Source organism: Ruegeria haliotis (assembly GCF_013377785.1).
Classification (GTDB): domain Bacteria; phylum Pseudomonadota; class Alphaproteobacteria; order Rhodobacterales; family Rhodobacteraceae; genus Ruegeria; species Ruegeria haliotis.
The window spans coordinates 1-16354 of sequence record NZ_JABXWT010000009.1 but is presented as its reverse complement, the minus strand read 5'-3'; the positions used below and the strand labels follow the sequence as shown (position 1 = coordinate 16354).

General features: G+C 57.8%; 18 protein-coding genes and 3 pseudogenes. 11 read left to right on the top strand and 10 right to left on the bottom strand.

The window, feature by feature from the left end:
- Nucleotides 1-8: 8 nt before the first annotated feature.
- Complete coding sequence (locus HW561_RS14840) at nt 9-2381, bottom strand: mechanosensitive ion channel domain-containing protein (protein WP_176866124.1); 2373 nt, start codon at nt 2379-2381, stop codon at nt 9-11.
- Between the two features lie 154 nt (nt 2382-2535).
- On the opposite strand from HW561_RS14840, the gene HW561_RS14835 reads away from it, so the two are divergent.
- Genes HW561_RS14835 through HW561_RS14800 form a run of 8 tightly spaced genes read left to right on the top strand, consistent with a single transcriptional unit; the run spans nt 2536 to nt 9266 of the window.
- Nucleotides 2536-2775, top strand: coding sequence for a hypothetical protein (locus tag HW561_RS14835; protein ID WP_176866123.1), 240 nt, complete (start codon nt 2536-2538; stop codon nt 2773-2775).
- A 17-nt stretch (nt 2776-2792) separates the two neighbouring features.
- The gene (locus tag HW561_RS14830) at nt 2793-3986 is read left to right on the top strand and encodes a glycosyltransferase family protein (RefSeq protein WP_235962923.1); all 1194 of its coding nucleotides are present in this window, start codon (nt 2793-2795) and stop codon (nt 3984-3986) included.
- On the top strand, nt 3983-5230 hold the full coding sequence (locus tag HW561_RS14825) for a glycosyltransferase family 4 protein (protein WP_176866121.1): 1248 nt from the start codon (nt 3983-3985) through the stop codon (nt 5228-5230). Before HW561_RS14830 ends, HW561_RS14825 begins: the two co-directional genes overlap by 4 nt.
- Nucleotides 5230-6306, top strand: a complete 1077-nt coding sequence (locus HW561_RS14820) for a glycosyltransferase family 4 protein (RefSeq protein WP_176866120.1) — start codon at nt 5230-5232, stop codon at nt 6304-6306. Before HW561_RS14825 ends, HW561_RS14820 begins: the two co-directional genes overlap by 1 nt.
- Nucleotides 6303-6884 (top strand): histidine phosphatase family protein, encoded by a 582-nt coding sequence (locus HW561_RS14815; protein ID WP_176866119.1) that lies wholly within the window; start codon nt 6303-6305, stop codon nt 6882-6884. Before HW561_RS14820 ends, HW561_RS14815 begins: the two co-directional genes overlap by 4 nt.
- Nucleotides 6884-8026 (top strand): glycosyltransferase family protein, encoded by a 1143-nt coding sequence (locus HW561_RS14810; RefSeq protein ID WP_176866118.1) that lies wholly within the window; start codon nt 6884-6886, stop codon nt 8024-8026. The genes HW561_RS14815 and HW561_RS14810 overlap by 1 nt, the downstream gene beginning before the upstream one ends.
- On the top strand, nt 8023-8775 hold the full coding sequence (locus tag HW561_RS14805) for a polysaccharide deacetylase family protein (protein WP_176866117.1): 753 nt from the start codon (nt 8023-8025) through the stop codon (nt 8773-8775). The genes HW561_RS14810 and HW561_RS14805 overlap by 4 nt, the downstream gene beginning before the upstream one ends.
- A 14-nt stretch (nt 8776-8789) precedes the next feature.
- Nucleotides 8790-9266 carry a class I SAM-dependent methyltransferase gene (locus tag HW561_RS14800; RefSeq protein ID WP_176866115.1) on the top strand — a complete coding sequence of 159 codons (477 nt, stop codon included), beginning with the start codon at nt 8790-8792 and terminating at the stop codon, nt 9264-9266.
- A 20-nt stretch (nt 9267-9286) separates the two neighbouring features.
- Here HW561_RS14800 and HW561_RS14795 read toward each other — a convergent pair whose 3' ends face one another.
- Nucleotides 9287-10429 (bottom strand): alpha-D-ribose 1-methylphosphonate 5-triphosphate diphosphatase, encoded by a 1143-nt coding sequence (locus HW561_RS14795; protein ID WP_176866113.1) that lies wholly within the window; start codon nt 10427-10429, stop codon nt 9287-9289.
- A 52-nt stretch (nt 10430-10481) separates the two neighbouring features.
- On the opposite strand from HW561_RS14795, the gene HW561_RS14790 reads away from it, so the two are divergent.
- Entirely contained in the window at nt 10482-11165 is a 684-nt protein-coding gene (locus HW561_RS14790) for a DUF1045 domain-containing protein (RefSeq protein ID WP_176866111.1), read from the top strand.
- Here HW561_RS14790 and HW561_RS14785 read toward each other — a convergent pair.
- From HW561_RS14785 to HW561_RS23975, 3 genes and pseudogenes are all read right to left on the bottom strand, one after another.
- Nucleotides 11132-11695: an AAA family ATPase gene (locus HW561_RS14785; protein ID WP_176866109.1), complete on the bottom strand. Its 564-nt coding sequence runs from the start codon at nt 11693-11695 to the stop codon at nt 11132-11134. The genes HW561_RS14790 and HW561_RS14785 overlap by 34 nt on opposite strands.
- Complete coding sequence (locus HW561_RS14780; protein WP_176866107.1) at nt 11692-12006, bottom strand: phosphonate C-P lyase system protein PhnH; 315 nt, start codon at nt 12004-12006, stop codon at nt 11692-11694. Before HW561_RS14780 ends, HW561_RS14785 begins: the two co-directional genes overlap by 4 nt.
- A pseudogene (locus tag HW561_RS23975) lies at nt 12006-12191 on the bottom strand (phosphonate C-P lyase system protein PhnG); the annotation flags it as partial. The pseudogene HW561_RS23975 and the gene HW561_RS14780, both read right to left, overlap by 1 nt.
- Before the next feature lie 141 nt (nt 12192-12332).
- On the opposite strand from HW561_RS23975, the gene phnF reads away from it, so the two are divergent.
- Entirely contained in the window at nt 12333-13043 is a 711-nt protein-coding gene (gene phnF, locus HW561_RS14770) for a phosphonate metabolism transcriptional regulator PhnF (protein WP_176866105.1), read from the top strand.
- On the opposite strand, the gene HW561_RS14765 is transcribed toward phnF, so the two are convergent.
- The 3 genes and pseudogenes from HW561_RS14765 to HW561_RS14755 all read right to left on the bottom strand — a co-directional run bounded on the left by HW561_RS14765 (nt 13040) and on the right by HW561_RS14755 (nt 14646).
- Entirely contained in the window at nt 13040-13438 is a 399-nt protein-coding gene (locus HW561_RS14765; RefSeq protein WP_176866103.1) for a hypothetical protein, read from the bottom strand. The two genes, phnF and HW561_RS14765, sit on opposite strands and share 4 nt — an antisense overlap.
- 23 nt (nt 13439-13461) lie before the next feature.
- Nucleotides 13462-13662, bottom strand: a pseudogene (locus tag HW561_RS14760) (PhnE/PtxC family ABC transporter permease); the annotation flags it as partial.
- A 241-nt stretch (nt 13663-13903) separates the two neighbouring features.
- Nucleotides 13904-14646 (bottom strand): annotated as a pseudogene (locus HW561_RS14755) (ATP-binding cassette domain-containing protein).
- 19 nt (nt 14647-14665) lie between these two features.
- On the opposite strand from HW561_RS14755, the gene rpe reads away from it, so the two are divergent.
- Nucleotides 14666-15355, top strand: a complete 690-nt coding sequence (rpe, locus tag HW561_RS14750) for a ribulose-phosphate 3-epimerase (RefSeq protein ID WP_176866101.1) — start codon at nt 14666-14668, stop codon at nt 15353-15355.
- 18 nt (nt 15356-15373) lie between these two features.
- Here the strand turns inward: rpe and HW561_RS14745 are convergent, their stop codons facing one another.
- Both HW561_RS14745 and HW561_RS14740 read right to left on the bottom strand, forming a co-directional pair.
- A complete protein-coding gene (locus tag HW561_RS14745; RefSeq protein ID WP_176866100.1) occupies nt 15374-16144 on the bottom strand; it encodes a hypothetical protein in 771 nt (256 codons plus the stop codon).
- Nucleotides 16145-16277: 133 nt separating this feature from the next.
- Nucleotides 16278-16354, bottom strand: a 77-nt coding sequence (locus HW561_RS14740) for an EF-Tu C-terminal domain-related protein (RefSeq protein WP_211198660.1), incomplete at its 5' end; no start/stop codon positions are given.

Genomic DNA, 16354 nt, shown 5'->3' with positions numbered 1-16354 from the left:
AGACCGCCTTAGCGGTCGTCTCCTCCAGGCCCAATATCGTCCAGATAATCCTCGTCTATTGTGGCTTGTACCGCGCCTGTCACGGCCTCGCGCTGCTTGGGCGTCAGATCTTCAGCCTCCTTGCCATCCGCCAGCCGCACGGTAACTTCGCGGTGCGCAAAGCGAATACCTTCACGCGCAAACAATTCGCGAATATCCTGATAGACTTTCTTGCGCACCAGCCATTGATCGCCCGGTTTGGTCATGAACTTGACCCGGATGATCATCGCCGAGTCCTGCATCTCGATCACGCCTTGGGATTTCAACGGCTGGATGAAGTTATCGCCGATCACCGGATCGCTCAGCAATTCCTGACCCAGCTTCTTGATCAGTTTACGTACCTTTTCGACATCCGTGTCATAGGTCACGCGCAAGGGCAGTTTCATGATCACCCAGTCACGGGAGTAGTTGGTCAAAACCTTGATTTCGCCAAAAGGAATGGTGTTCAACGCACCCAGATGGTGGCGCAGCTGGAACGACCGGACCGAGATTTTTTCGACCGTTCCCTTCACATCTCCGATGTCGATGTACTCTCCCTTGCGGAAAGCATCATCCATCAAAAAGAATGCTCCGGAAAAAATGTCCCGTACCAATGTTTGCGAGCCGAATCCGACGGCCAGACCCACGACACCGGCACCCGCGAACAGGGGGCTGACATTGATACCCAGTTCCATCAGTGTAATCAGAGCGATGGTGACGACTACTACGGCCAGAATGGCCCCCCGAAACAGCGGCAACAGTGTGGCCAATCGGCTTTGCCCGCCCTCACCACCTTCGTCGCCCAGCTCTGCATCGCTGCCATCGACGACTTCTTCGGCAATTTTGCTGTCGATCCACACACGGAAAAAATGGAACAGGATGTAGCCGATGAACAGAATCACCATCACATCCAGCGCCCGTCCGATCGGCAGGTCCTCGCTCCAGCTGGCATCAGGATTCCAGATCACCACCAGCGCATAAGCTCCGACAACAAATGCCAGGATACCAGCAACGCGCCGGGCAAGATCCTCGTAGGTCAGAATCGTATGTTTTCTCTTTTGTGCCTCCGGCGTTTTTGATGCCTCGTCGTCCTCGGCACTGTCGGCCTCGGCGTTCATCTCTTCGATCTGACGATTACGATCGAAGTAACGCTCCAGCAGGTAATTCATCGCGCCATAAGCCACGACCACCGACATGAAAATCGCATAGCTGCTCGCCACGATCGGGATCGAGTTCTGGTTTTCCAATACCAGATCGACCGCCAGCTTGAACCAACTGAAGGCCATGTACAAAATCAGCACAGGCGCCCATGCAAATGAGATGAACCGCAAGATCCACGAGACCTTGTCCGGTGCACGTCCGCCGCGAATGGCGTTCGAAATGGCGCCCGCATTGAACAGGATCATCAATACGTTACCCGCGGCCCCCAGCAAGGTCAGGCTGCCATAGACCATCGCGTAAACATTGTAGTTCAGACCAAAGTCCGCCACCCAGGTCGAAAACAGCACGACCGAAATGTCATAAGTCGCCAAAGCGGATGCCCAAACATACAGCCGCTTCGCATGGCGATCAGAAAAAGGCGGCAAGCGATATTGGCTGAGATACGGCGACAGAACCATTCGCCATAGATCGGACACCGTTCGCGACAGGAAAAAAGCGGTGAAGATGGCCGTTATCGTGAACTGGATCGAGATATCCTCGGCCTCGCCAAAGATGAGATACCCCACAATCAAAGCCATCATCATCGCAAACACCGTGGCACCGACTCCCATCAGGAATCGGAACACCAAAAACGGCATCTTTTCGCGGTAACCCTGCGGATTCTCCTTGGACCGGGCTACAACAATCCGGCGCGCGATGCGCTTGCCGTAGATTTCGATGGACAACCACCGACCCAACAGCAGCAGCAGAATATTCCAACCCAAAACCTCGACATAAGTCTGAATCCGACCGTCCGGGCTGGTCTGGCGCAATACATATTGAACCTCGAACACAGAATAGGGCAACGCCTCAAGCCGTGATTCCACCGATTCACGAAATTTCGTAAACCTCTCCTGTGCTTTCATCAACTGCGAGCCGTCAGCCATCGGATTGGCCGGTCCCGCTTCATCCGGGGCCGAACTTTCGCCGGACGCCGACGAGACGACCTGTCCAGCGCTGTCGATCACGATGACGCTGGCACCAGCTTCGCTAGCCGCCCGGATCGCAGCGGCCAAATCGCTGTCGCTGGATGTCTCGGTCTCGCTGCCCGTACCCGAGGTATATCCCGGGATCAGCGACGTTTGCGCGGCCACACTTACAGGAATGACCAGAACAGAGGCCCAGATTGCCAGGATCAGTCCGGCCAGAAAATTTGGTTTCATAGGGTCTTGCTTCCAATTCTCCAGATGCCGTTCAGATTACAGAACCCCTTGGGCCTGTACAAATCTTCGCGGCCAGCGTTCTCAACATCGTATAAATGCGTGTTCTTGGCGCACAGCACACCTACTGGCACTTTAAACTTGGCAAAAGTTGAATATGATCGACGCGGCACATGGGTTCTGCCCCATTGGCCGTTTTGTCGACCATTCTGCCACCAATGCCAAACTCTGCTACAACATGTTCCAAATCCATCAATATCCTGTTGCCAAATCGCAATGCTTGGCACATTTGCATGCGGGCGTTTCCGCCTTTGGCAAGCGCAGCCATCAAATATGCGATAACAAGTGCAAACGCGCGGATATTGCACCGAGATCAGAAAAACGGGCAGCACTATGAGCCTAGGCAAAAATAAAATGAAATCCGGCCGCGCGCCGCGTATCCTGTTTTACAGCCACGACACGTTCGGATTAGGTCATCTACGACGTTCACGGGCGCTGGCGGCAGCGATGACGCAGGCCGATCCAAGTGCCTCGGCCCTGATCCTGACCGGGTCACCAGTGGCGGGGCGTTTCACCTTCCCCCGCCGGGTAGACCACGTGCGCCTGCCCGGTGTGACCAAACGCGCCGATGGGTCTTATGCCGCGCGCACGATTGGCATGGGTATTGACGAGGTGACCGAACTGCGTTCGGGCCTGATCCAGACGGCCGTGCAGCAATTCGACCCGGATGTGCTGATCGTCGACAAGGAGCCGACGGGGTTCCGGGGAGAGCTGTTGCCGACGCTGGAATATCTGTCCAACACATGCGGAACCAAACTGATCCTTGGTCTGCGCGACGTTCTGGACGAACCCGAAGTGCTGGCCGCCGAATGGGCGCGCAAAGAGGCCATCGCCGCGACCGAACGGTTCTATCATGAAATCTGGGTCTATGGTCTGCGGTCGATTTATGATCCGACCAAGGGGCTGCCGCTCAGCCCTGCTGCGCAATCGCGCATCCACTGGACCGGGTATTTGCGTCGGGATCTCGGCCCGGTCGGTGCCCCGCCGGAACAACCCTACATCCTGATCACGCCCGGCGGTGGTGGTGATGGCAAAGCGATGGTCAACCTGGTCCTGTCGGCTTATGAAAAGGATCCTGATCTGACCCCGCGGGCGGTGCTGGTTTATGGCCCCTTCCTGTCTGGCGAGGTGCGCGAAGAATTCGAAACCCGCGTCGCGGCGCTGAATGGTCGGGTGACCGCCGTCGGATTTGAATCGCAGATCGAAACGCTGTTTGCCGGGGCCGCGGGCGTTGTCTGCATGGGTGGCTACAACACTTTCTGCGAGGTTTTGTCCTTTGACAAACGCGCCGTCATTGTCCCGCGCACCACGCCACGGTTGGAACAATGGATCCGGGCTTCGCACGCGGAAAACCTTGGCCTTGTGCAAATGCTGGACGAAAATCGCGACGGGCTGACACCGGATTCGATGATCAAGGCCATTCGCAACCTGCCCAATCAGCCCTTGCCGTCGCAGGCGATCAGTGGCCGGCTGCTGGACGGGCTGGATTATGTGACCGACCGTATCGATGTACTGCTGAACCGGGAACAGGAACGGGCCACCGGATGAGCGCAGCAGGACCCAAACTGGCGGTGCTGGTCAAAGGATGGCCGCGCCTGTCCGAGACGTTCATCGCGCAGGAACTGGTTGCACTACAAGAAGCCGGGCATCAGTTCGACATCTGGTCTCTGCGACATCCGACTGACACCAAGCGTCACCCATTGCATGACCGATTCAAGGGTCAGGTGCATTACCTGCCCGAATACCTGTATCAAGAACCGCAACGTGTCTGGGCCGCGCGGGTCGTCGCGCAGCGTATGCCCGGTTATGCCGAGGCCTTCCGGGTCTGGCGTCAGGATTTGCGCCGCGACCTTTCGCACAACCGCATCCGCCGCTTTGGTCAGGCTTGCGTTTTGGCGGCAGAATTGCCTGCGGCGACGCGGGCGCTCTATGCTCATTTCATGCATACGCCCTCTTCAGTCGCCCGTTATGCGGCCATCATGTGCGACATCCCGTGGAGCTTTTCGGCCCACGCCAAGGACATCTGGACGTCGCCTGAGTGGGAAAAGCGCGAGAAATTGCAATCCTCCACTCATGGCGCTGCATTTGGTGCAACCTGCACAGCCATTGGCGCAGAACATCTGCGCTGGCTCGCAGATACCCCTGCACGGGTCGAGTTGATCTATCACGGGCTGGATCTGGCCCGCTTTCCCGCACCACCGGATCGTGCATTGCGCGCAGCGGATGGCCCATTTCAAATGTTGTCGGTCGGGCGTCTGGTCGAGAAAAAAGGCTTTGATCGTCTGATCGAAGCCTTTGCCAAGCTGCCAAAGTCGCTGGACTGGCACTGGACCCATATCGGTGGTGGCGCCCTTGGTACGCCCTTGCAAGACCAGGCCCGTGCCGCAGGTATCACTGACCGGATCACCTGGAAAGGCGCTTGCGACCAACCCGAGGTGATTGAGGCCATGCGCAACGCGGATCTGTTTGTTCTGCCCAGCCGCATCGCAACCGATGGCGACCGCGACGGTTTGCCCAATGTGTTGATGGAGGCGGCCTCGCAGCATCTGCCGATCTTGTCGACACCGGTTTCGGCCATCCCCGAGTTCATCAATTCCGGCACGCATGGGATTCTCTCAGATGATGACCCGGCCTCGCTGGCATCGGCCATTTCCGCTGTGGCTGCCGAACCCAGTAAAGCGGCTCAGATGGCCGCAGCTGCTTATGATCGCCTGATCGCCGAATTTAGAATGGACCCGGGCATCGCACGCCTGTCCGCGCAGCTGGATGCCTTGTGTTCGGATGACACGTGATGGCCCGCGTCGCTTTCTACGCACCGATGAAGTCGCCTGACAGCCCCAAGCCTTCGGGTGACCGCGAAATGGCCCGGAATCTCATGCGCGCGATTGCAGCCAAGGGCGACACGGTCGATCTGGTGTCTCAGCTGCGCATCTATGACAAATCGGGTGATCCGACCGTGCAACATGCTTTGCGCAGCACTGCCGAGACCGAAGCAAAACGGTTGATTGCGGACCTGCCTTCGGACACCAACCTTTGGGTGACGTATCATAACTATTACAAGGCCCCCGATCTGCTTGGGCCTCAGGTTTGTGCGGCGCGCAACATTCCCTATGTGCAGCTGGAAAGCACCCGCGCGTCGAGCCGTCTGACCGGCCCATGGGCCGGGTTTGCGCAATCCGCGCATGACGCCAGTGACGCGGCACAGGTGATCTTTTACCACACTGCGAATGATCTGATCACGCTGCAACGGGACAGGCACGGTACTCAGGCTCTGGTCGAGTTTCCACCCTTCCTTCCGATGTCAGCGCTCCCGCCTGAAACCTCTGGCGAGGGTCCCATGCTGACGGTCGGCATGATGCGGCACGGCGACAAGCTGTCATCTTATGAGATACTGGCCGATGCACTGGCCTTGTTGACCGGCGACTGGGCTCTGCACATTGCGGGCGACGGCCCGGCCCGCACCGAGGTCGAGGCATTAATGGCCCCCTTTGGGACCCGCGTTACATTTCTGGGCCAACTTGATCGCAAGGCGTTGCAGGCAGTCTACGGGCGTGCATCGCTGTTGGTGTGGCCCGGTGTGAATGAGGCCTATGGGATGATCTATCTCGAAGCGCAAGCCGCTGGTCTGCCTGTAGTGGCGCAAAATCGACCGGGTGTTCGGGATGTTCTTTCGCCGTCAGACTACCCGCCGGTCGATATGGGCGCCCAAGGCCTGGCCGACCGTATGCAACGGCTGCTGGATAACGCCCCTCTTCGCCAGTCCCTTGGTTCTGACGCCCGTACACATATTGCCCAGCGCCATCTGATGCCCAACGCAACCGAACGGTTCTGGGCAACCATTCGTCCGATCTTAGAGGTATTGTCATGACCCGACTGGCTCTGCTCCGTCATGGGCACACGCACTGGAATCGCGCTGGCCGCATTCAGGGGCGCAGTGACATTCCGCTGGATGAAGACGCGCGCGCCGAGTTGGCGGGATACGATCTTCCCCCGCCTTGGGATGGTGCTGAAATCTGGTCCAGTCCCTTGAAGCGCGCCAATGAAACGGCGCGACTCGTTTCAGGCCGCACGCCCCAAACATCGGACGCACTGATTGAAATGAACTGGGGCGATTGGGAAGGGTTGCGCGGTGTTGACCTGATCGAAGATGGCAACAGTGGCTACCGGCATATCGAAGACTGGGGATGGGATTATCGCCCTCCCAACGGGGAAAGCCCGGCAGAGGTCTGGACCCGCTTGTCGCCTTGGCTATCTGGATTGCAGACCGACACGGTTGCGGTTTGTCATATCGGCATCATGCGAGTCATTCTGGCCCGCGCATGGGGTTGGGATTTCGAAGGTACCGCGCCTTTTCAGATCAAGCGCAATCGCATGTATGTAATCGACATGACCACACTGTCCCCCGAACCCGACCCTGTTCGCCTGACTAAGCGAGAGGCTGTCTGATGAAGGTGATGATCATCGTCACCCATTTGTTGGGTACAGGGCATCTCAGCCGTGCGCTGACCTTGGGGCGGGCTTTCGCCGAGGATGGGAACGAGGTTCTGGTTGTATCTGGTGGAATGCCTGCACCCCAGTTGGACAGCAACGGTGTAACCCTTTTGGGTCTGCCACCTTTACGCTCGGATGGGACAGATTTCACCCGACTGCTGACCCAAAGCGGAGAGGTTGCCGATGATGCCTACAGAACTGCGCGAATAACGGCCCTGACCCAAGCTGTTCAAAGCTTCCAACCGCAAATTCTGATAACCGAACTTTTTCCGTTTGGCCGCCGGTCTCTGGCCTCGGAATTCGACGTTGCTTTGTCCGCAGCGCAGGATCTTCCACGACGCCCGGTCATTCTGAATTCGGTCCGGGACATTCTGGCGCCGCCATCCAAACCTGCCAAAGTCACGCGGGCCGAAAACCTAGTACAGCGTTTCTATGACGGCGTTCTGGTGCATTCGATCGAGAGCATAACGCCTCTTTCAGTCAGTTGGCCGGTATCCGAGCAGTTGGAGAAGCGGCTACACTACACCGGTTTTGTTGCACCTGAGCCGCCCCAACCGCACCCCGAGGCGGCCGGTCGGGATGAAGTTCTCGTCAGCGCAGGCGGTGGGTCTGTGGGTCAGCCGATCTTTCGCGCGGCCATCGAGGCCGCCCGAAAGATGCCCAACAGGCGTTGGCACCTGCTGGTCGGCGGTCAGGACGCAGAGGCGCGTATTACCGAGCTGTCGCAACTGGCCGAGGGTGCTCGTGTAACTCTGGAACCGGTTCGCCCGGATTTTCGCCAGATGTTGCCACATGCAGCGGCCTCGGTCAGCATGTGCGGCTACAATACGGCGTTGGATATCCTTCAAAGTGGGTCGCCAGCGGTTTTTGTTCCCTTCGATGATGGAAAGGAAGTTGAACAAGGATTGCGTGGTCAAAGCCTGTCGGGCATGTCCGCAATTGAGGTGCTTGCCAGTCAGGATTTGAACGGAACATCCCTTGCGCACGCCGTTGATCGCGTCATTTCGGATGGGCCGCGCGCGCCGCAAGATCATGGGTTTGATGGAGCACAACGAACCGTTGAGATCGCAAAACACCTATGGGAGCAACGAACGTGAATCCCGATTGGCGCCCGCTGGAAACCGAGTTGGACCGCTGGCGCGACCAAGGATTGTCACTGCCACTATGGTGGCGCGATGATGATGCTGTTGCACCTACACGGCAGTTGGGTACGCTGTCTGACATGTCCCAGCGACTTGGGCTGCCGGTCCACTTGGCGGTGATCCCGCGCGATGCCAGTACAGAATTGGCGGACTATGTTGCACAAAGCCAGACACTCATCCCCGTTGTCCACGGATGGGCGCATGTGAACCATGCACCAAAAGGTGAGAAAAAGTCCGAGTTCCGCCTGCATCGATCGATGGATGCAATCATCGCTGACGCACAGGCTGGGTTTTCCAGACTCAATACCCTGTTCGGGGACGATCTGCGCCCTATGTTTGTCCCGCCATGGAACCGCATCGCGCCTGAGACGGTCGTGCAACTACCGGGGATCGGGTATCGCATCCTCTCGACAGCAACGCCGAGAAAGGCCACGTTGGCCGTTCCGGGATTAGAGCAGATCAACACTCATCTCGACCCCATCGATTGGCGCGGAACACGCCGATTAACCCCAACACATACACTGATCGCCAAAACTGCCAACTTGCTGCGGGACCGCCGCGAGGGGCACGCTGACAACGCCGAACCCTTCGGCGTGTTGACCCATCATCTGGTTCATGATCAAGACATCTGGACCTTTACCGAAGCCTTACTGCACAAACTGCTGACCGGTCCCGCCTTGGCCTGGACTGCTCCACGTACCTGAAAAGAGAGTTCCCAATGAGCCGACTGGATTCCATGCTACGCCGCCTGACCGCTCAGCGCGACGGATTGAACTGGGCCGTGGCCCGGATTGGCGACAGTGACGGTGACATTCTGGACATGGGTCTGGGCAATGGTCGCACGTATGACCACCTGAGGGAAATTCTGCCCAACCGTCGGATCTGGGTAATGGACCGGGTTCTGCAGTGCCATCCCAACAGCACGCCCCCGCCCAAGGACTTCCTACAGGGTGAGGCCGAACCGATGCTGCAAAAACTGGCCGACACTGGCCACAAGATCGCGATGGCGCATTACGATTTCGGGCGCGGCATCAAGGACGAAGACGTGGCCGAGGCTGCTCGTCTCAGCCCGATGATTGCGCGGGTAATGCAGCCCGGCGGCCTGCTGATCTCTGGCCAGCCCTTGAAGGGGTTCGACCAGATCGAAGGTCCCGAGACTATCGCCCCGGATCGCTATTTGTTCTACCTCGCCTAATCCGAATTTCCTGAATTGCGTCAAGCGACACGCCGCCCCCGGGACCAGACAGCATTCAGCGCGGGTATGCCTGCGCGCATGCGAAACCGAATCAAATCGGCGCGTGCGCCTGCACGCAATTCACCCCGATCCCTCAATCCCGCAGCCTGCGCAGGGGTCAGTGTCACAGTTTGCAGTCCACGCGCGATGTCGCCCCACATCTCACCCAGCATTGCGGCTGACAGCAATAGTGCCGACGGCACATAATCCGACGACATAATGTCCAGATGGCCACGCTCGGCCAGTTCCCGCGCCGCAACATTGCCCGAGTGCGACCCGCCCCGGATCATGTTCGGAGCACCCATCATCACCTTGATCCCATAATCGTGACAGGCGTACGCTGCCTCGACAGTGGTCGGAAACTCGGCAAGACGGATGCCGTGACCAGCCGAAATGCGCACCTGATCCTCGGTCGTGTCGTCATGGCTGGCCAACACGGCGCCGAGGCGGTGTGCGGCTTTGACCGTTTCGATCTCGTGCAACTCGCCGTTACGATCCCGCAGCGCCTTCAGTTGAGCGACATGCTGTAGGAACGTGTCATCGTCCATGGCGTACTTACCTTTCAAATAGGCTTCAAACTTTGCCATATCACGAAACTGACGCTGCCCAGGCGTGTGATCCATGATCGACACCAACCCAACCCGGTCCTCAGGGTCAAATTCATCCAGCTCATCAATCAAGGTCTCTGAACAGACCTCGGCCCGCAGATGCAGAAAATGGCTGATTTTCAGTGCATCCTGTTCGCGAAGCTGCCACAGGTCCCGCGACAAGCCGCGTGCATATTTTCCATACCGCGCCGCGCCGGACGGGATCGATCCGACACGCATGGCATCAAACACGGTGGTGATACCGGTACCGGCCAGTTCCGCGTCATGGGCAAGGATCGCAGCGGCATGGGGCCAGTGCACATTTGGACGCGGCTGAATGTGGCGTTCCAGATTATCCGTGTGCAATTCAACAAGGCCGGGGCTGACATAGTTGCCCTCGCAATCAATTGCACCCGCCGGGACAGAAGCACCTGTGTTAATCTCGGCAATGCTCTCACCCTCAATCCGAATACTCCCGCGGACAGTTTCGCCGGGCAGTACAAGCGTAGCATTGGCAAGGATCATTTCATCTGTCATCTGATCTTCACATGGTTTGAGGCAAAGGGAAGGCCACGTACAGGAGGCCAATGTGACATTCACGCGATATGCGATTTATTTTGCGCCACCCGCCGAAGCGGAATGGACGAAATTTGCAACCAGCTGGCTGGGATGGGACATGGACACAGGGTCTGAGGTCACACATCCGGCCCTTGATGGCATCGATGTCGCGACCGTAACCGAGGTGCCGCGCAAATACGGGCTGCACGCGACGATGAAACCACCGTTTCGATTGCGTGACGGGCAGTCTTTCGGCGCGCTGCAGGACGCCTGCGCATCGCTTGCGGCAGTCCGAGCGCCGGTTACGCTGGATGGTTTGCAGGTCGCGCGTCTGGGTCGTTTTCTGGCATTGCTGCCGCTGGGCAACACGGATGACCTGAACGCGCTGGCTACTGCCTGTGTTCAGGAGTTGGATACCTTCCGCGCGCCCACATCCGCAGCGGAACTGGTCCGTCGTCGTGCGGCGGGCCTGACCCCGGAACAGGACGCCAATCTGGTGCAATGGGGCTATCCCTACGTAAATGGTCTGTTTCGTTTTCACATCACGCTCAGCGGCAAACTGAGCAAACCCACATTGGCCAAGGTGCATTCTGTACTGGAAACCCGGCTTGGTCCCCTTCTGCCTGCGCCGCTTCAGATCAGCGATCTGACCTTGGTGGGCGAGGATGAAGACGGGCGATTTCACCTGATCCACCGCTTTTTCCTCTCTGGCTGAAAACGGCTTAGAATTTCATCAATCGTATCATTCAGCGGCCCTGAGTTGTCGATTTCGATGACTCGGTTCAACCCATCCGGCAAGGGCGCCTTGGCTCGATCCAGACGCCGTGCCTGCTCGCCTTCACTTTCACGCCCACGCGCGGACAGGCGCCGCTCCAAAACGTCTGCTCGCGCCGTCAGTGAAATCACGATCAGTCCACCAAACACGTCCTGCGCCCGCAACAGTACGGCACGGGACAGGTTGACCAGAACGGCATCAGCTACCTGCCTTTGCTGCGCAATTCCGTTCGGCACACCATAGAGTAACCCGTGCGCAGGCCAGCTCAACGCGAAGGCCCCGTCCCGCTCCATCTTCAAGAACGCGTCAACACAGACCCTTTCAAAGTCTTCGCCCTCCTCACCTTTGGGTCGGGTGATCACCCTTCGAACCCGGTGAATCCCAGGCGCGCGCGCAACCAATGCCGCAATCACACTGTCTTTGCCAACACCCGAGGGGCCAACAACCGCTATGACAGGAGCCATGCTCATGCGGCTGTTCCAAGGGTAAATTCCGAGACATCAACTTCGCGGTCGCATACCCGCCTGTGGGTTTCATCATCGTGGAATATCCCGACCATCGCCGCGCTGCGTGCGATGGTCATCCGCTGCGGCTCGGCAACCACCTTCAACGTCAACAACAAGGTACCCACCGCGACAGACAAGGGCGCTGATGGATCGCTGTCAGTCAATGCGCGGATTTCACCCGGACGTGCCGTCCCGGCCATCGCCGCGCGAAACGCATGTGCGGCGTCTAACGGTGCGTTTTGGTAACCACCCGAAAACTGCATCTGTGCGTTCATCAATCCTCTCCCCGAACCATGGTAAAGAATTCGACCTTGGTGGCCGCCGCCCTGGCTGCACGAGCTGTCTTGGCTGCCTGCATCAGTCGTTTTATTGGATCCAAGCCCTTTGAGCGTACTGTGTCCACCTCCGCAGTCTGCGTCAGCGCATCAATCAACGCAGCTGCTTCGACTTTTGGTCTGGACCGCCCCTGTACTTAACCGTGACCGACTGTGCCGTCATCAAAACCTCTTGGCCGGGTTGTCCACATGTACTATACAACTAGACAAATAATATCATGCGAGAGAGTGACGCGCAATCCGTTGCGCTGTGAAGATTTGATGACATGAGTAAAACCCCGATCTGGAAAAGCATCGCCCTCAGCCTGACGTCTGACATCACTGAAGGTCGGTATCAGACAGGTGACCGCCTGCCGACCGAGGCGCAACTGGCGGCGACACACGGAGTCAATCGCCACACTGTGCGCCGGGCGCTATCCGACATGGCGGAACAGGACCTCGTCCATGCTCGGCGCGGGGCAGGCGTGTTTGTCGCGGCCCGTCCAACGGATTATCCGATTGGCAAGCGCGTGCGGTATCACAAGAACATCTCTGCCAGTGGCAGGATACCCGGCAAGAAAATCCTGGCCCTCACTAGCCGCATAGCGGACGAGGCAGAAGCAAAGGCACTAGGTCTGGAACCTGGCGATCCTGTTCATGTCTACGATGGTCTGTCCCTGGCCGATGGACAGCCCATCGCTCTGTTTCAAAGCGTTTTCCCAGCTAAACAGTTTCCCGATATGCCGCACGCTCTGACCGAGACGCAATCCGTCACCAAGGCCCTGCGAAGTTGCGGCATTGCGGATTATGCTCGCGTCTCCACCCGTCTTACAGCGCGTGCCGCGACCGCGACGCAAGCTCTGCACTTACAATTGACCGAAGGCGCCCCGGTTCTTTTTTCCGTCGGCATCAACGCCGACCCTGATGGCAACCCGATCGAATATGGCAGAACCGTTTTTGCAGGAGAGCGGGTGACCCTGACCCTGAACGAGGACTAGAAATCGCCGATGCTCCCGCCCGTCTTCGACCTCCTGACGGAGGCCGCATCCGGTTGGGCATAGCGCAGCCGATGCATCTGCGGGCACGAGAGCATCCCCGTCATACCCGCGAACGTCACTCGCGGTTTTCCAGAAACGCTTCGGCACGCAACGCCCAAAATGTCACCGTTGCGGTTATCGCGTTCCACTCGGGTCCCATAGCCGTAGCGGTCGGAAATCAGCATTTTGCCGGTGTGTACGGCCAGGCCCGCTATGTCAAAGACCAAGAACACAAAGGCGAGATAGATAACCACCAGCACAGGTAGGGTGAAAGTTGTCAGCATTTTGCCGCTGAACAATCGATCGGCCTGGGTCTTCTGCTCATCGGTCGGCAGGTCAGTTGCAAATGTGCTCATGCCGGCACTCCTTTTTCGGTGCCTTAAGGCAAGCGATCACGCAAGTGGTCCGAGAGTTGCTCAACAACGATAATAGTGACGAACAGAAGTGAAAAAGATCGCGTGACCTGGTTGTAACGCCCTTGCCCCCAAGACATCGAATTGCGCAGCTCATAACCCAGACCACCTGCTCCGATGAACCCAAGAATGGCCGAAACACGGATGTTGATTTCGAACCGTTGCAGGATCAGAAGGGCACCGCCGTAGAGTCGCTTGTGCCGTATCATTGTAGTGTAGTCGCTCCGGATGTGGCTGACGCTTTGGAACCCTGCGATCAGTTCTGTCATGGAATGCTCCTGAGGGCTGAAAGAGGTCCGGTTTGTCACCGGCCCCGATTATTTGGTATGCAGCCATAGTTGGACTTCAGCTTGCGGGCTTTGACGATGATCTCGTAGGCGTCGTGGGTAATTGGCTCGAATGCTATCGCTACATCTGCGGCGACCCCGTAGAAGCACTCATGGTATTTTGGGTGGCGTCGAGCGTCTCGATCTCAGCCGATATCGCCTTTTCCGAAAAGTTCGGCATCAGCACCATGGATCTCGCGGGCAACATCGGTGATCGGCTGCTCGGGCAGGCCGTCGAATACAGTGCGCTATCCTCTTCTTGGATTCGACACAGTGCCTACATCACCATTTGCGCGTTCATCCGGCCCAGTAGGGCAATAGGCTCATCCGCCATAATGATCCTGGGGTTCTGAAACAGCGCGCGTTCGGAAATTTCCAGACGAACAAAGATGTCGATGGCGCAGTGAACCTCATCCATCAGGAGGATGTTGAGCATGGTCGCCAGTGTCGAGTCGCGGTTTAGCGTGCCGTGCAGGACATTCGGCATGACATCCATGCGTGGCATCAGGCTGTACTGCTGAAAAATCACCGTGCATTCCGCCTGCCAGGCACGTTTGTCACGACCTTTCAGTTGCGCCATGTCACGGGTTTTGAACAGAATACGACCAGCATTGGACTCCGTCAGGGGATTGATTGCCCGTAGAGTAAAAAGGGGCGGTTTGCCCGTACCTGACCGCCGATGATCCCAATCCTGCAGAGCTTGGCCACAACCAGCGTCACAGTATACACGGCAACGGTGACGCTTTCCGATGGGGTCCACCATGAAAGGCGTGTACAGGGGCTACCCTTCGACACATAGCGCAGGTATACGCGAGCCCAACACATCAGCTGACACGAGGCCGCAATGAGCTTTGACCGTACCATCAAGATCGCCCCGTCGATCCTGTCCGCAGATTTCGCCAATTTCGGGCAAGAGATACAAGCCATCGAAGCGCAGGGCGCTGACTGGGTCCATGTCGATGTTATGGACGGGCATTTCGTTCCCAACCTGACGTTTGGACCGCCAGCGGTCAAAGCCTTCCGACCGCATGTCAAGACGATCATGGACGTCCACCTGATGATCACCCCGGTCGATCCGTACATTCAAGCCTATGCGGACGCGGGCGCCGACATCCTGACTGCACATGTCGAGGCAGGGCCCCATACCCACCGAACGCTTCAGGCAATCCGTGCCGCTGGTATGAAGGCGGGTGTCGCCCTGAACCCCGGCACCCCCGCCGAGACCGTCGAGCAGTTGCTGGACCTGACGGATCTGGTGTGCGTCATGACCGTGAACCCGGGCTTTGGCGGGCAAAAATTCATCGACATGACAAACAAGATTCGTCGCCTACGCCAGATGATCGGCGACCGCCCGGTCCATATCGAGATCGATGGCGGAGTTGACCCAAAAACCGCACCACTTGTTGCCGCAGCGGGGGCAGATGTGCTGGTGGCCGGATCGGCTGTGTTCAAAGGCGGGTCGGTCGAAAACCCCAGTATCTATGGGGAAAATATTCGCGCCGTTCGCGCGGCGGCCAAGTCAGCCTTGACCTGAATGCGCGCCTTTGGGCGCTTAGGCATCATCCTTGAAATTAAGCGCCTTGGCGTCTGCCACGACGTCTTTGCCCGAGTAGAACGCAATCACGTCTGCATAGCTTGCAAACGCTGAATCGCTTGCCTTGAACACGACATCTGCCAAGTGCATTTTCCCCCGCACGCGTAGCCGCCTTGGGCGGTGATAGTGCAACAGTCGCGTATCTTCATTCGGGATGTCGGGCGTGTCATTCCATGCCCGGTCAACAATCTTCAGCGCTCCATCACCGAGGCGCGCAACTGCAACAGGAAGCGAAATCTGATCCAACCAAGGGCGACGCCCGTGAATCCCTTCCATTTCATCAATGTTCAGGGCTGTATCCAGCCAGAGTTTGCCAAAGTCACCTGACGGAAACAGGACCATTCCGGCATTGAAAAACGGATGGGACAGATCCCCCAGCAACAATTGAAGATCGGGTGTGGGCTTGGGCAAACCAAACTGCGCATAGACTCGCCGCCAGACCCTGGGCCGGTTTGTCCAGGCGTTGCGCGTTTCAGGGCAAAGACAGATCTTCCCCGGTTCTGCAATGTCCAGAAAGGACGTTTCACGGATCAGGAAGCTATCAGTATCCAGAAACACTGAAAACTGGGCCTCTCGTTCCAAAGCAGCGCCAGCGATCTTGTTTCCAGCCGGATAGCCGTCATGAAACGGATTGCTGATCGATAGAAGCTCAACGTCATTTGCCTGCAGCAGAGAGATCGTTTCTGGCTGAAGCCTATTGATACGATCGTGCCGGCAATGCGCATGCAAGGTACAGTCATCCTTGCAATACAGCTGTAGCGAATTCACTAATAAATGAGCCTGGACCTCTAGAGGTCCAGGCTCGACATTGAAGAAAACCGCAAGCCGTTGTTGGGTTTTCTGTATCATTGAACTCAAAGAGTTACTCGACGATTTTCGACACGACGCCGGCGCCGACGGTGCGACCGCCTTCACGGATGGCGAAACGCAGGCCGTTTT

Excerpts from the sequence above, each read along its gene's own strand:
- HW561_RS14840 (WP_176866124.1), bottom strand. The coding sequence starts at position 2,381 with ATGAAACCAAATTTTCTGGCCGGACTGATCCTGGCAATCTGGGCCTCT.
- HW561_RS14835 (WP_176866123.1), top strand. The coding sequence starts at position 2,536 with ATGATCGACGCGGCACATGGGTTCTGCCCCATTGGCCGTTTTGTCGAC.
- HW561_RS14830 (WP_235962923.1), top strand. The coding sequence starts at position 2,793 with ATGAAATCCGGCCGCGCGCCGCGTATCCTGTTTTACAGCCACGACACG.
- HW561_RS14825 (WP_176866121.1), top strand. The coding sequence starts at position 3,983 with ATGAGCGCAGCAGGACCCAAACTGGCGGTGCTGGTCAAAGGATGGCCG.
- HW561_RS14820 (WP_176866120.1), top strand. The coding sequence starts at position 5,230 with ATGGCCCGCGTCGCTTTCTACGCACCGATGAAGTCGCCTGACAGCCCC.
- HW561_RS14815 (WP_176866119.1), top strand. The coding sequence starts at position 6,303 with ATGACCCGACTGGCTCTGCTCCGTCATGGGCACACGCACTGGAATCGC.
- HW561_RS14810 (WP_176866118.1), top strand. The coding sequence starts at position 6,884 with ATGAAGGTGATGATCATCGTCACCCATTTGTTGGGTACAGGGCATCTC.
- HW561_RS14800 (WP_176866115.1), top strand. The coding sequence starts at position 8,790 with ATGAGCCGACTGGATTCCATGCTACGCCGCCTGACCGCTCAGCGCGAC.
- HW561_RS14795 (WP_176866113.1), bottom strand. The coding sequence starts at position 10,429 with ATGACAGATGAAATGATCCTTGCCAATGCTACGCTTGTACTGCCCGGC.
- HW561_RS14785 (WP_176866109.1), bottom strand. The coding sequence starts at position 11,695 with ATGAGCATGGCTCCTGTCATAGCGGTTGTTGGCCCCTCGGGTGTTGGC.
- HW561_RS14780 (WP_176866107.1), bottom strand. The coding sequence starts at position 12,006 with ATGAACGCACAGATGCAGTTTTCGGGTGGTTACCAAAACGCACCGTTA.
- phnF (WP_176866105.1), top strand. The coding sequence starts at position 12,333 with ATGAGTAAAACCCCGATCTGGAAAAGCATCGCCCTCAGCCTGACGTCT.
- HW561_RS14765 (WP_176866103.1), bottom strand. The coding sequence starts at position 13,438 with ATGAGCACATTTGCAACTGACCTGCCGACCGATGAGCAGAAGACCCAG.
- rpe (WP_176866101.1), top strand. The coding sequence starts at position 14,666 with ATGAGCTTTGACCGTACCATCAAGATCGCCCCGTCGATCCTGTCCGCA.